Source organism: Pseudomonas sp. Pseu.R1, assembly GCF_045764065.1.
In the GTDB taxonomy this organism is placed as follows: domain Bacteria; phylum Pseudomonadota; class Gammaproteobacteria; order Pseudomonadales; family Pseudomonadaceae; genus Aquipseudomonas.
Genome location: NZ_JBJGEE020000001.1, coordinates 4,847,496 through 4,860,967, shown reverse-complemented (window position 1 = coordinate 4,860,967; position 13,472 = coordinate 4,847,496). Strand labels below are relative to the sequence as shown.

The following is a 13,472-nucleotide window of genomic DNA, read 5'->3' as shown; positions in this document are numbered from 1 at the left end:
GGGCACCTCTCTCAAGTGGCGTTGGAAGGTCCGTTGTTCTAAACCTTGAGCCTAGTCGACAACCTGAGAGAAGTGACGTTCCTGCGGAAAAGTCAGCGCGGGGAAATATGCGCGACCATCAATTGCACGGTTTCATTGCCACGGAACTCGTTCAGGTCCAGCTTGTACGCCAACTCGACCCAACGCACGGTCGGATTGGGCCAGACGTCCCGGTCCACGCTGAAGGCAATGCCATCGAGTCTGACGGTGCCACATTCGGTCCTGAGTACCATCTTCAGATGCCGCTCACCGACCACCCGCTGCTCCACCAACTGGAAAACGCCATGGAACAGCGGCTCAGGGAAATGCTGCCCCCAAGGCCCGGCATTGCGCAGCGCACGCGCCAGTTCCAGGTGAAACTCCTCGACCGCCAGCGTGCCGTCTGACAGCAGACGACCGGTCAAGTCTTCTTCCGTCAATTGGCGACGCACCTCGGCGTCGAAGGCCTCGGCGAACGCCGGGAAATTCTCGGCAGGCAGCGACAGGCCAGCAGCCATGGCGTGGCCACCGAACTTGCTGATCAAGGCAGGGTGCTTCGCTGCGACCGCGTCCAGCGCGTCGCGAATATGGAAACCGGGCACCGAACGCGCCGACCCTTTCAACACGCCCTCTCCAGCACTGGCGAACGCGATGGTCGGACGGTGGTAGCGCTCTTTGAGGCGCGAGGCGAGAATCCCGATCACGCCCTGATGCCACTCGGCTTCGTACAGGCACAGGCCGAACGGCATCGACTCCACCGGCAGGTCTTTCAACTGGGCGAGCGCTTCGCGCTGCATGCCCTGCTCAATGGACTTGCGGTCCTGATTGAGTTCGTCCAGTTGAGTGGCCATTTCCCGGGCCAGGGTTTCATCGTCGCAGAGCAGGCATTCGATGCCCAGACTCATGTCGTCCAGACGACCCGCTGCGTTCAGGCGAGGCCCGAGGATGAACCCAAGATCGGTCGAGGTGATGCGCGAAGGGTCGCGACGGGCGACTTCCAGAATCGCCCGCAATCCCGGACGCGCGCGCCCTGCACGAATCCGCATCAGGCCCTGATGCACCAGAATGCGGTTGTTGGCGTCCAGCGGCACGACGTCGGCCACGCTGCCCAGCGCCACAAGATCCAGCAGTTCGCCCAGATTCGGCTGTGCCCGACCATTGGCCTCGAACCAGCCAATGTCGCGCAACCGCGCGCGCAGGGCCATCAGCACATAAAACATCACCCCTACCCCCGCCAGCGCCTTGCTCGGGAAGGTGCAGCCCGGTTGGTTGGGGTTGACGATGGCGTCAGCGGCAGGCAGCTCGTGGCCCGGCAAGTGGTGATCGGTGACCAATACCTGCAAACCCGCTGCCTTGGCCGCCGCAACGCCCTCGACACTGGAGATGCCGTTGTCTACGGTCATCAGGAGATCAGGCTGGCGCTCAAGGGCGACCTTGACGATTTCCGGAGTCAGGCCATAGCCATATTCGAAGCGGTTCGGCACCAGATAATCGACATGTGCCGCACCCAGCAAACGCAGGCCCAGAACGCCCACAGTGCTGGCCGTCGCGCCATCGGCATCAAAGTCGCCGACGATCAGGATGCGCTGGCGTTGTTGCAGAGCCGTCACCAGCAGACCCACAGCCGCATCGATGCCCTTGAGCTGCTGATACGGGATCAACCGCGCCAAGCCTTTGTCCAGTTCATCGGGTGACACGACGCCGCGCGAAGCATATAGGCGGGTCAACAGGGGCGGCAGATCGCCCAGAAATGGCAGGGTGTCGGGCAACTGGCGTGATTCGATGCGCATGCGGGTTCCGCTGATGTTCTTTGGTGTGAAGCGTGTTCAGGAAGGCGTGAAGGCGACGATCAACCGCGCTCGCCCGCCAGCCATTGCAACTGCACCTCGTGCTGACCACGGTCGTCGGTCACGAACACCGTACCTTCGCTGATCATGACGTCCCACTTGATCACCCGTGGCATCTCGCGGGCCAGGGTTTCCAGTACCTCTTGGGGCACGGCGGCAATGTTCACGTTCTTCAGCGCCTGAGCAGGAGGCACCACTTTGCCCTCCCAGACACGCAGGCTGCCGTAGGCCAGCAAACTGGTGCGTTCGGTCCGACGGGAGCACCAGGTCAGACGCTCGATGTCCGGCTGGCCCACTTCGATCCAATGCAACACGCGGTCGTCCAGGCTCTTTTCCCACAGGGCAGGTTCGTCGACATCCGATAGCCCCCGGCCAAACGACAGGTGTTCGTTGTACCAGAGCGCGTAGGCCAAAAGGCGCACGGCCATACGCTCCTCGGTTTCCGAAGGATGGCGGGCGATGGTCTGTTTGACGGTTTCATACACCCCACGATCCAGATCGGTGAGGTTCAGTTCGAATTTATAGGTCGTGGACGGCTGGGCCATGAACGGGCTTCTAGAGACGGGAAAGGCGCCAAGTCTAACCGATGCATGACCATTGAACGACCCGACGCGATGATTGATCGCTCAAGTGGCGCAAACGGTGTGCTGAAACGGCGGTGCAGTGCTTTACTCGTCCAAAGGTGACGAGTGTTAAACAAATGGACTACAACGCCGATACCTTGATGCGAGACCCTCTAGGATGAAGTGTTCAGAGCGGCCCGTTGCACCTTCAGTACCTTTCGGTGGTGATCGCGCAGAGTCCGGCCCCAGTCAGTTTTTTCGGGATTTACATCGACGGATGGTCAATCGCTCCCCGCGCCCTCTCAAGTCCGGGCTCTGTGTCCTGCTCGTTACATCGGTACTGGGCACGATACCCGGAACCGCGCATGCCAAGGAAACACTGACCTGGCTGCTGCGCGACTTTCCGCCCCTGACCATCTTTGCCGGCCCCCAGACCGGCCAAGGGGCCATCGACAAGCTGATGCCCGAACTGATCGCGCGCATGCCCGAGTACAATCACCAGATCATGCACGTGAACCGCGCACGGGGTACGCAAATGCTGCAAGACCCGGACGTGTTTGCCTGCGATCCGACGCTGTTGTGGACCCCTGAACGGGAAAAAACCATCCTGTTCTCGATCCCGACCTACGCCACGCCAGGTAACGGCGTGACCATCGAGAAAAGCAATCACGAGCGCTTCGCGCCCTTCCTCACCGACGATGGCCATCTCGATCTCACCTCGCTGCTGGCGAGCAATACGGTCAAGGTAGGGATCGTGGCGGAACGCAGCTACGGGCCGACCATCGACAAGATTCTGCGCACAACACCCCACCAAGACAGTCTGGTCCTGCACTACGGCAATGCGGCCGTGGGCAGCATGTTGCAGATGGAACGCATGGACCGTTTTCAGGCCATCATCAGTTACTGGCCAGAAGCGCGTTATCACGCGCAGCAACAGGCCATTCCACTGGATGAGCTGGAGTTCTTCCCGGTCAAGGATGCTCCCAAATATCAGTTCGCCCACATCGGCTGCTCGAAGACCGACAAAGGGCGCGCCGCCATGGACGTGATCAATCGGGAAATGCGTGTATTGCGCACGACCAGGCTGGTCGGCTTCTATGCCGAGTGGATGGTCAAGAGAGACGAATACCTACGCGACGCGCAGACGTTTTTCGACGAACCGGGCAATTGAAAAACGCTGGACAAAAGAAACCCCGAGCAGCGGGGAGACTACTCGGGGTCAACCGCGGTCCACCTTGGACCCGTACGGCAGGCGACATGAACACCGGAGCACAATGCCTGCACCTGCCGTAATGAATAAGAGCCACTTCGGCCGATAAGGTTCCCCGTGGTTCAGATGAAAGCTTGACCGGCAGCGAAATGAGTGACCTGTGTCGCATTACGCATTGCAGCGATCACACAAGGTTCTATACGCCCCTCGGCGACCATCAGATCTCGATGAAGCCCGTCGACCACGTCGGTCAACTGACGTTTGTCACACAACTGCGCAGCGCTGTAGACACGCTCGATCACAATCGCACCGGCTGCATTACTCAACGTCACCAGACGCTCGCCATTAACCCCTGCAGCGCCCAGACTCGCCTGATACGGTGCCAGGGCTTCGCTTAGCAACAAGCTGATATTTTCCATTGGATTCACCACTCAATCGTTTGAATGCAAAAGGTGCTCATCAGTGACCATCGACGGAAGCGGAAAGTTCTTGGCGCCGTGAGTGGGGTCATCGCTGCACCCTGTTCACTGGAGCATGCCTGCCGAATGTGACAGATGGAATTCAGGATCAAGGAGGGGCGGACTCCGGTTGCTGACGGGCCGTTATCAGTTCCTGCTCGATCCGTCTGGATTCGGTCAGGTCGGTCCAGCCTCCCACCAGTCCTTGCAGCTCACCATTGGCGCGGTAGAACGGCACCATCCATTGAAAGGCCTCTATCCGCCGGTCCAGAAGAGTCAAAGATTGGTGATCCTTGACGGGCTCTTGCGTACGAAGGAGTGTCATGTAGGCAGCATGCATCTTTTCTACGCTCTCACGCGGTAGCAGGTCGATATCAATCAAGCGTCGGCCATTCAATTGTTCGAAACTGATACCCAGACTGTCTTCGTAACGTCGGTTGCACGCCATCAACCTCCCCTGCAGATCGCGCACATACACGGGATCGGGCAGGCCGTCGAGCAAGGCTCGGGTGAAAACCAATTGATCATTGAGTTGCCCTTCAGCCCTTTCGCGCTGCGCAACCTGAGCTTTTAGCCGTCTGTTCCAGAGCAGCGAAAGCAGTGCCGATAGCGCTACGCCCCCCAGCAACCAATACACGGGAGAGGGAATCTTTTTCCAGACGCTTGTTTCAGGCTTCATGCTTCCCAGCCACTTCATCCGGATCGAACGCAGCTCGGCAACGGGAAACTCATCCAGCGCCTTGTTCAGGATGCTCAACAGCTCCGGTTGTGTCTTGACCACTGCAAACCGGTCGGGAGACCACAAGCCCTCAACGCCCCGTCCGACCTTGAGCTTTCCAAGGGGGGCAGCCCACGCACCTGCTTCATTTTGAATGGTCGCGTGGGCATCACCGGCTTCGACCCGCCTGCGAGCCTCCGCATAAGTCTGTACAAGCTCCAGCCTGATCTGCGGATAGTCACGCTGAATGCCCCCAAGCAAGGCATGCCGTGCGGGCATTGCCAGTATTTTCCCCGAAAGATCGGACAGCATGACCGGGGATTCTTCATCGTCCCTTACGATGTAGACCCAGTTGTTTCCGCCATAGGCGTAGCCGAAATTAAGCAGTTCTCTGCGCTCAGGCGTCTCCGCGAGTGTTGTGTTCATATCGGCCTTGCCAGCGCTGAGCGTATCCAGCGCGACCTGCGTGGAAGGCATCGCCTCGTGAACGAAGATCAGACCTGTCATGCGCGAAATCTTGTCGAGCACGTCGATATTCAACCCCACCCACTGCCCATTCTCGTCCTTGTAGATATAAGGCGGGTGCAACGTAGACGCGACCTTGACCTGTGGATGGCGACGCATCCATTGCTGCTCGCTGGGACTTAAACGAATGCGCTGATCCACCACATCGTCGCCCAGTCCGACGGTCCAGCGTCGGTGGATTTCTCGCGTCACTGATTCATCAAGATCGCCGAGCGCTCGGTTCATCAACGTCTGGAGCCGGTCGTCACTGCGGCGCATCGCAAAGGACAAACCCGAGGGTGGCAAGAGGCTCTCGAATTGAACTCGCAGCCCGAGGAATGGGCGTAATGCGCTATAGGAACGAACAATGACTTCATTGCCAATGAACGCGTCGACGTCTCCTTGCGCCAAAGCCTCCATCCCGCTGCGGAGCGTGGGCGCCAATACGATTTGACTGTCAGGGTAAGCTTTATGGACGTCATTGGCGTCAGCGTAGCCATCAAGCAAAGCGACTCGTTTGCCGTGAAGCGTGCTTCTAAGGGGGGTGTCCACTTTACGGCCCACCACGACCGATCGATCCGGCATGTAATCGTTCGAAAAACTCAGCCCAGAAAAAGCTCGCTCATAACCGTTAGCGCCTGTCAGCACGTCAACCTCGCCCGCCAGCAACGCCGCAATCTCGTCCTCGCGGCGGGAGAAGCCCGTGATTTTTATCGGGAGCGACAACTTGGCACTGATCAGGCTCAGGTAATCGGCGCTGATACCCTGATAACGGTTCTGGTCAGTGGTGATATCGATGGGTTCATAGTCGGCTATGGGGATACCAACCCTCAGCACTTTGCGCTCCTTGAGCCAACGACGATCATCATCGTTGAGTTCAAGCGCCCGTGGTACTTGAAAAGGTGCCCCAAGCACAAACGGTAACGTTTCCGCCCCCTCGCCTTGTCGACTCCAGACGCACGCGATCAGCATCAATACCCATAGAGCATGCAGTGTGATTCGAGGCTGGACGGGCATTCCTTGCGTGTCCATGTTCATGTGTTCTACCGCCAATTGGTTGTTTGCGAAAAGCAGAAATTTTCGCAAGTTTGGCACGTAGAAACGAGAAGGCCCGCTGGGGAGCGGGCCTTAACTTGTTACACCAGGATACGGTCAGAGCGGCTTGCCGCGGTTGCCATGCTGGCTGACGAAGGCCTGCATGGCCTTCAGGTCATTTGGCAACACCGTGCAACGTTCATCACGCTCGAACAAATCAGACAAATGTGCAGGCAGTTCAAGTGCTTTTCCTACACCGGCTTTTTGAACGGCTTCCGGGAACTTGACCGGGTGAGCCGTGCCCAGAATCACCATTGGCGTGTCCAGGCTGCGACGGCAATCGCGAGCCGCTTTCACGCCAATGGCTGTGTGCGGGTCAAGCACTTCACCGGTGCTGGCGAAGACTTCGGCAATGGTTTCGCAGGTCTGCTCGTCGCTGACAGCCAGGGAGTCAAACAGCTTGCGGGTCTCGGTCCAACGGTCTTCTTCTACGCTGAAACCGCCACCTTTCTTGAAGCTGTCCATCAACTCTGCGATCGCTGCGCCATTGCGGCCGTGCATGTCGAACAACAGACGTTCGAAGTTCGACGACACCATGATGTCCATCGATGGCGACAGCGTGGCGTGCAAGGTCTCTTTGACGTACTGATTGCCGCTCATGAAGCGGTGCAGGATGTCGTTGCGGTTGGTGGCGACGATCAATTGGCTGATCGGCAGGCCCATGTTGCGCGCCAGATAGCCGGCGAAGATGTCGCCGAAGTTGCCGGTCGGCACCGAGAACGCCACGGAGCGCGCCGGACCGCCCAATTGCAGCGCGGCGTGGAAGTAGTAAACGATCTGGGCCATGATCCGCGCCCAGTTGATCGAGTTCACCGCCACCAGACGCGTGCCCTTCAGGAAGCCCTGATCAGCAAAGCTGTTTTTGACCATTTCCTGGCAGTCGTCGAAGTTGCCTTCGATGGCGATGTTATGAATGTTGTCGCCAAAGATGGTGGTCATCTGGCGGCGCTGCACATCCGACACGCGGTTATTCGGGTGCAGGATGAAGATGTCGACGTTCTCGCAACGGCGGCAGCCTTCGATGGCAGCCGAACCGGTGTCGCCGGAGGTTGCGCCGATGATTACCACGCGCTCGCCGCGCTTCTCCAGCACGTAGTCCAGCAGGCGACCCAGCAGTTGCAGGGCGAAGTCCTTGAACGCCAGGGTCGGGCCATGGAACAACTCCATCACCCACTCGTTGCTGTTGAGCTGGCGCAATGGCGCGACCGCGTTGTGCGCAAACACACTGTAGGTTTCTTCCAGGATTTTCTTGAAGTCCGCGTCCGGAATGCTGCCGGTCACGAATGGGCGCATCACCCGAAAAGCCAGCTCGTGATACGGCAAGCCGGCCCAGGAAGCGATTTCTTCCTGAGTGAAACGAGGCAGGTTTTCAGGGACGTACAGACCGCCGTCGCTGGCAAGGCCCGCGAGCAGGACGTCTTCGAAATTCAGGGCCGGTGCCTGGCCGCGAGTACTGATATAACGCATGTTTCAAACCTTTGGTTCGAGGTGCGAGCTTCACGCTCGCAACGGCTCTTAGTTGAGATGCTCGACGCGAATGCGCACGACCGGACCGGCTACGCCTTCCAGCGCTTCCAGCGCCTGAATGGCATCGTTGATACGTTGCTCGACCACTCGGTGGGTCAGCAAAATCATCGGCACCAGGCCATCCTGCTCTTCGGCCTCCTTCTGCATGATCGACTCGATGTTGATCCCGCGCTCGGACAGGATGCTCGCCACCTGCGCTAGCACACCCGGGTGGTCCTTGGCCTGAATGCGCAGGTAATACGCGCTTTCGCACTCCTGGATCGGCAGGATCGGATGGGCCGACAGCGAATCGGGCTGGAAGGCCAGATGCGGCACGCGGTTCTCAGGGTCGGTGGTCAGGGCACGCACCACATCGACCAGATCCGCGACCACCGACGAAGCGGTAGGCTCCATGCCTGCGCCTGCACCATAGAACAGCGTCGAACCCGCCGCGTCGCCGTTGACCATCACGGCGTTCATCACGCCATTGACGTTGGCGATCAGGCGATCCGACGGAATCAAGGTCGGGTGCACACGCAACTCGATACCAGCAGGCGTGCTGCGCGCAACCCCCAGGTGTTTGATGCGGTAACCCAGCGCCTCGGCGTAGTTCACGTCAGCAGTGGTCAGCTGAGTGATGCCTTCGGTGTAGGCCTTGTCGAATTGCAGCGGAATGCCAAAGGCGATGGACGCCAGAATGGTCAGTTTGTGCGCCGCATCGATGCCCTCGACATCGAAGGTGGGATCGGCTTCGGCATAACCCAGTGCCTGCGCTTCGGCCAGCACGTCAGGAAAGGTACGGCCCTTCTCGCGCATTTCGGTCAGGATGAAGTTGCCGGTACCGTTGATGATGCCTGCCACCCAGTTGATGCGGTTGGCCGCCAGGCCTTCACGGATCGCCTTGATCACCGGAATGCCACCTGCCACGGCCGCTTCGAAGGCGACGATGACGCCTTTCTCACGCGCCTTGGCGAAGATTTCATTACCGTGCACCGCGATCAGCGCCTTGTTGGCAGTGACCACGTGCTTGCCATTTTCAATGGCTTTGAGCACCAGTTCGCGCGCGACGGTGTAGCCGCCGATCAGCTCGATAACGATGTCGATGTCAGGATTGCTGGCCACTTCGAAAACATCGGTGGTGGTCGGGGTACCGGTAATCTGGCAATTGGGGTTTGGCGAACGCATGGCAATCTGCGCCACTTCGATTCCACGCCCGGCACGGCGGGCAATTTCCTCGGCGTTACGCTTTAGCACATTGAAGGTACCGCCACCGACAGTACCCAGCCCACAGATGCCTACTTTGACCGGTTTCACTATGAACTCCCCGTAAAACGATCGGCACGTGGCCGACCGTGGTATCAGCCGCATGACAGTGCGGCTCGCTGTTGAACTGGTTTATTGGGTTACTTGGCGGCGCTCAACGCCAGCTTTGCCACTTGGGGCGCAGGTTGATAGCCCGGGATAACCTGACCATCCGCCAGCACGATGGCAGGGGTGCCGTTCACACCAATCGACTGGCCGATCTCGAACTGTTTGGTCACCGGGTTATCGCACTTGGGTGCCTTGATGTTCTTGCCATCGACCATGCGGTCCATGGCGTCGCGGCGATCCTTGGAGCACCACACCGCCTGCAACTGCTCGTCACCCGGCGACCCCAGGCCCTGACGCGGGAAGGCGACATAGCGCACTTCGATGCCGCGCTTGTTCAGCTCCGGCACTTCGCCGTGCAGTTTGTGGCAATAAGGGCAGGTGGTGTCGGTGAACACGGTGATGTGTGACTTGGTTTCGCCCACGGCCGGATAGACGACCATTTCAGCGGTCGGGATGCCGTTGATGGTCTTGGAAATCGCCAGACGCTCGACCTTTTCGGTCAGGTTGACCGGTTTGCCGCCTTGAATCTGATACAGGTTGCCCTGCATCACGAACTGACCGTCAGCACTGGCATACAGCACGCGACCGCCCTTCAGGTTGACCTCATACAGGCCGTTGAGAGGACTGCTGGAAATGCTCTCTACAGGGATTTCCAGGTTCAGTGATTCCAGTGTCTTGCGGATAGCCTTGTCGGACGCTTCGTCAGCAGAGGCAAACAGGCTGAAAGTACTGGCCAGCGCTACGACAGCAGCACCGATAAAACGAGTCACGCGCATGAAAACTCCTCGAGCGGTGGGCAGACGGGCGGAATTGAAAACGGCGGACGCGGACGTACCGGGAAATTTTCGGGGCTCCAATCTGCGAAACCGGCAAAGCCTATCACATTAGGCCCGCGAGGCCGACGCCGACTGATGTAAGACTCGTCGTAAATTCCTGCCCCCCGATCACCCACGAGGGTGGTGTTTGGCGTGCAATTCCTGCAAGCGGGCTCGCGCGATGTGGGTGTAGATCTGGGTCGTCGACAGGTCACTGTGGCCCAGCAACATTTGTACGACTCGAAGATCGGCGCCGTGATTGAGCAGATGAGTGGCGAAGGCGTGACGCAGCGTGTGGGGTGAAAGGCTTTTACCGATACCCGCGACCTTGGCCTGCAGCTTGATGCGGTGCCAGAAGGTCTGGCGCGTCATCTGCTCGCCTCGCAGGCTGGGAAAAAGCACATCGCTGGGGCGACCGCCCAACAGCTCTTGGCGAGCGTCTCGCAGATAACGCTCAACCCAGACAATGGCCTCCTCGCCCATCGGCACCAGGCGCTCCTTGCTACCCTTGCCCATGATGCGCAAGACACCTTGACGCAGATTGACCTGTTCAAGCGTCAAGCTGACCAGTTCCGTCACCCGCAGCCCACAGGCGTAAAGCACTTCCAGCATCGCTCGGTCGCGCTGGCCGATGGCTTCACTCAGATCCGGCGCCGCGAGCAGCGCCTCGACATCGGCCTCGGACAGGGATTTGGGCAATGGCTTACCGAGCTGAGGCATATCCACCTGGAGCGTCGGGTCGACGGAAATCAGCCTCTCTCGCAAAAGATAACGATAAAAACCTCTTACACCGGAAAGAAAACGTGCAGACGATCGTGCCTTGTAGCCGTTGTCCACACGCCAGGCCAGATGATCAAAAATCACCTCACGCCCCACCCCGATCAGATCAACACCCCTTTCCTGCAACCAGCCATTGAACAAGGCCAGATCGCTGCGGTACGAATCACGCGTATTATCCGACAGCCCCTTTTCCAGCCACAGGGCATCGAGGAAGCGGTCAATCATGGGGTGGTCTAAGGCGGGCATGGGATCAGGCTTGAGCGAAGGAAAACAGAGGAAGTCTTTCATATCTCCCAAGTCGACACAAAGCCCTCGGCTTTGCACATGAACTGTGGGAGCGAGTTCATTCGCGAGAGGGTGCCACGACCAATCCTACTCCGTCGGCTGAAACACCGCTTCGCGAATGAATTCGCTCCCACAGATTCGGCGTGGCCTGAGCCTTTCATCCAGGCATAAAAAAAGCAGCCCGAAGGCTGCTTCCTTTTGAATCGAAAAACGGCGATTAAGCCAGTTTTTCCTTGATGCGTGCTGCTTTACCCGACAGGTCGCGCAGGTAGTACAGCTTGGCTTTACGTACGTCACCGCGACGTTTCACAGCCATGCTGTCGATAGTCGGGCTGTAGGTCTGGAAAGTACGTTCAACGCCAACACCGTTGGAGATTTTACGAACAGTGAAAGCACTGTTGATACCACGGTTGCGCTTGGCGATTACAACGCCTTCGAAGGCTTGCAGACGGGAACGGTCACCTTCCTTTACTTTCACCTGAACGACGATGGTGTCGCCCGGGGCAAAAGGAGGGATCTCTTTGGTCATCTGCTCTGCTTCGAGGGCCAGAATGATTTTGTTTGTCATGTTGTGCTCCTAAGGTAAATCAGTCGGATCTACCATCGATACGTTAACTATCGTCCCGCTCGCGGAGGTATTCCGCCAGCAGCTTGTTCTCTTCTCCAGAAAGCGAGCGCCTTTCCAGAAGATCGGCACGTCGTTCGTAGGTCCTGCCTAGGGACTGCTGCAAACGCCAACGCCGGATATGTGCATGGTTGCCACTCAGCAACACGTCGGGTACACGCTGATCCGCATACACCTCAGGTCGGGTGTAATGCGGGCAATCGAGCAGACCATCCGTGAAGGAATCTTCCTCCGCGGAGTCCGCATGCCCTAAAGCTCCGGGCAGCAGCCGTGTAACCGCATCGATCAGGACCATGGCCGGCAGCTCGCCGCCAGACAACACGTAATCCCCTATCGACCACTCTTCATCGACATGAGCCTCAATAAAGCGCTCGTCAATGCCTTCATAACGACCGGCAATCAGGATCAGTGCTTGCTCCTGCGCCAGTTCGCGTACCGCAGACTGTTCCAGCTTGCGGCCTTGTGGCGACAGGTAAATCACCTTCGCCGCATCCCCTGCTGCCTGCCTGGCCTGAACCAGAGCGTCTTCCAGAGGCTTGATCTTCATCACCATGCCGGGGCCGCCGCCAAAAGGGCGATCATCCACCGTGTGATGTCGATCCGTGGTGTAATCCCGCGGATTCCAGCACGTGAGCTGCAACAGCTCCTGCTTTACCGCACGGCTGGTAATGCCGTATTCGCTGATGGCGGAAAACATCTCGGGAAACAGCGTGATGACTTCAATGCGCAGGCTGGCCATTGCTTAGAAATCCGCGTCCCATTCCACCTTCATCTCGCCTGCAACCAGGTCGACGGCCAACACGCATTGATCCGTATAGGGCAACAGGCGTTCACGATCGTCCAGACTGCCTGCGCAGGGCTTGACCACCATTACATCGTTCGAACCGGTTTCCAGGAGGTGATCGATTTTCCCGAGCAATTGCCCGAGGTGGTCGATGACCTTCAAGCCGACAAGCTGGTACCAGTAGTACTCACCGTCGTCCAGACCCGGCAGCAGGTGGCTTGGCACGCAGATCTCGTAACCGGCCAGAAGACGAGCTTCTTCACGATCATCAAGACCCTTGAGCTTTGCGACCAGGAACTTGTCGCTCCCGCGCCCACTGACCAGCTCAACCTGCTTCACATTACCTTCGCGCTTGAGCGTCCAGGTTTTGTACTTCAACAGGTTTTCAGTTGGATCGGTAAAGGAATACACCTTCACTTCTCCACGCACGCCATGTACCGAATAGATCTTGCCGATAACGATCAGATCGTCGGCAGAAGCTGGCGTCGCGCTCATATTGCTCAGGCCGCAGCCTTCGCAGCTTCCTTCAACAGCTGAGCAACGCGCTCAGATGGCTGTGCACCAACGCTCAACCAGTAGTTGACGCGCTCTTGGTTCACGGACAGACGGATTTCCTGACCACGGGCAACCGGGTTGAAGAAACCGATTTGCTCTTTGTGCGAACCGTCGCGTGGGTTACGGCTGTCGGTCACAGTCAGGTGGTAGAACGGGCGCTTCTTGGAGCCGCCAAGGGCCAGACGGATTGTTAGCATTGAACAATTTCCTGTTAGTGTGCTGCAAATCTAAGGTGCACAAACGGGCACGGGTGCCCGAAAGGCCGCATATTCTAAGGAATATCCGGACGATTGCAAATGACTTTTTCCGGCGCGAGGCGCAGGGTCATTCGCATCTGC

At 58.4% G+C, this 13,472-nt stretch carries 13 protein-coding genes; 1 reads left to right on the top strand and 12 read right to left on the bottom strand.

Annotation, left to right across the window (positions count from 1 at the left end; genetic code table 11):
• Nucleotides 1-92: 92 nt before the first annotated feature.
• Both recJ and ACI5GA_RS22125 read right to left on the bottom strand, forming a co-directional pair.
• Nucleotides 93-1,808, bottom strand: a complete 1,716-nt coding sequence (gene recJ, locus ACI5GA_RS22130; RefSeq protein ID WP_421424262.1) for a single-stranded-DNA-specific exonuclease RecJ — start codon at nt 1,806-1,808, stop codon at nt 93-95.
• A 59-nt stretch (nt 1,809-1,867) separates the two neighbouring features.
• On the bottom strand, nt 1,868-2,410 hold the full coding sequence (locus ACI5GA_RS22125; protein ID WP_404637402.1) for a YaeQ family protein: 543 nt from the start codon (nt 2,408-2,410) through the stop codon (nt 1,868-1,870).
• 295 nt (nt 2,411-2,705) lie between these two features.
• Here ACI5GA_RS22125 and ACI5GA_RS22120 point away from each other — a divergent pair, with 295 nt between their 5' ends.
• Nucleotides 2,706-3,599, top strand: coding sequence for a TIGR02285 family protein (locus ACI5GA_RS22120; protein WP_404637400.1), 894 nt, complete (start codon nt 2,706-2,708; stop codon nt 3,597-3,599).
• A 161-nt stretch (nt 3,600-3,760) separates the two neighbouring features.
• On the opposite strand, the gene ACI5GA_RS22115 is transcribed toward ACI5GA_RS22120, so the two are convergent.
• From ACI5GA_RS22115 to rpsP, 10 genes are all read right to left on the bottom strand, one after another.
• Nucleotides 3,761-4,057 carry a DUF3509 domain-containing protein gene (locus tag ACI5GA_RS22115; RefSeq protein ID WP_404637398.1) on the bottom strand — a complete coding sequence of 99 codons (297 nt, stop codon included), beginning with the start codon at nt 4,055-4,057 and terminating at the stop codon, nt 3,761-3,763.
• 148 nt (nt 4,058-4,205) lie between these two features.
• Nucleotides 4,206-6,356 (bottom strand): transporter substrate-binding domain-containing protein, encoded by a 2,151-nt coding sequence (locus ACI5GA_RS22110; protein ID WP_421424261.1) that lies wholly within the window; start codon nt 6,354-6,356, stop codon nt 4,206-4,208.
• 114 nt (nt 6,357-6,470) lie between these two features.
• Entirely contained in the window at nt 6,471-7,880 is a 1,410-nt protein-coding gene (thrC, locus tag ACI5GA_RS22105) for a threonine synthase (protein WP_421424260.1), read from the bottom strand.
• 48 nt (nt 7,881-7,928) lie between these two features.
• Nucleotides 7,929-9,233 carry a homoserine dehydrogenase gene (locus ACI5GA_RS22100; RefSeq protein WP_404637394.1) on the bottom strand — a complete coding sequence of 435 codons (1,305 nt, stop codon included), beginning with the start codon at nt 9,231-9,233 and terminating at the stop codon, nt 7,929-7,931.
• An 89-nt stretch (nt 9,234-9,322) separates the two neighbouring features.
• The gene (gene dsbC, locus ACI5GA_RS22095; protein WP_404637392.1) at nt 9,323-10,066 is read right to left on the bottom strand and encodes a bifunctional protein-disulfide isomerase/oxidoreductase DsbC; all 744 of its coding nucleotides are present in this window, start codon (nt 10,064-10,066) and stop codon (nt 9,323-9,325) included.
• A gap of 168 nt (nt 10,067-10,234) precedes the next feature.
• Nucleotides 10,235-11,131, bottom strand: coding sequence for a site-specific tyrosine recombinase XerD (gene xerD / locus ACI5GA_RS22090; RefSeq protein WP_421424259.1), 897 nt, complete (start codon nt 11,129-11,131; stop codon nt 10,235-10,237).
• A gap of 256 nt (nt 11,132-11,387) precedes the next feature.
• On the bottom strand, nt 11,388-11,738 hold the full coding sequence (rplS, locus tag ACI5GA_RS22085; RefSeq protein WP_404637388.1) for a 50S ribosomal protein L19: 351 nt from the start codon (nt 11,736-11,738) through the stop codon (nt 11,388-11,390).
• Between the two features lie 43 nt (nt 11,739-11,781).
• Nucleotides 11,782-12,534, bottom strand: coding sequence for a tRNA (guanosine(37)-N1)-methyltransferase TrmD (gene trmD / locus ACI5GA_RS22080; protein WP_404637386.1), 753 nt, complete (start codon nt 12,532-12,534; stop codon nt 11,782-11,784).
• A 3-nt stretch (nt 12,535-12,537) separates the two neighbouring features.
• Nucleotides 12,538-13,074 (bottom strand): ribosome maturation factor RimM, encoded by a 537-nt coding sequence (rimM, locus tag ACI5GA_RS22075; protein WP_404637384.1) that lies wholly within the window; start codon nt 13,072-13,074, stop codon nt 12,538-12,540.
• A 5-nt stretch (nt 13,075-13,079) separates the two neighbouring features.
• Nucleotides 13,080-13,331 carry a 30S ribosomal protein S16 gene (gene rpsP / locus ACI5GA_RS22070; protein ID WP_404637382.1) on the bottom strand — a complete coding sequence of 84 codons (252 nt, stop codon included), beginning with the start codon at nt 13,329-13,331 and terminating at the stop codon, nt 13,080-13,082.
• Nucleotides 13,332-13,472 lie beyond the last annotated feature (141 nt).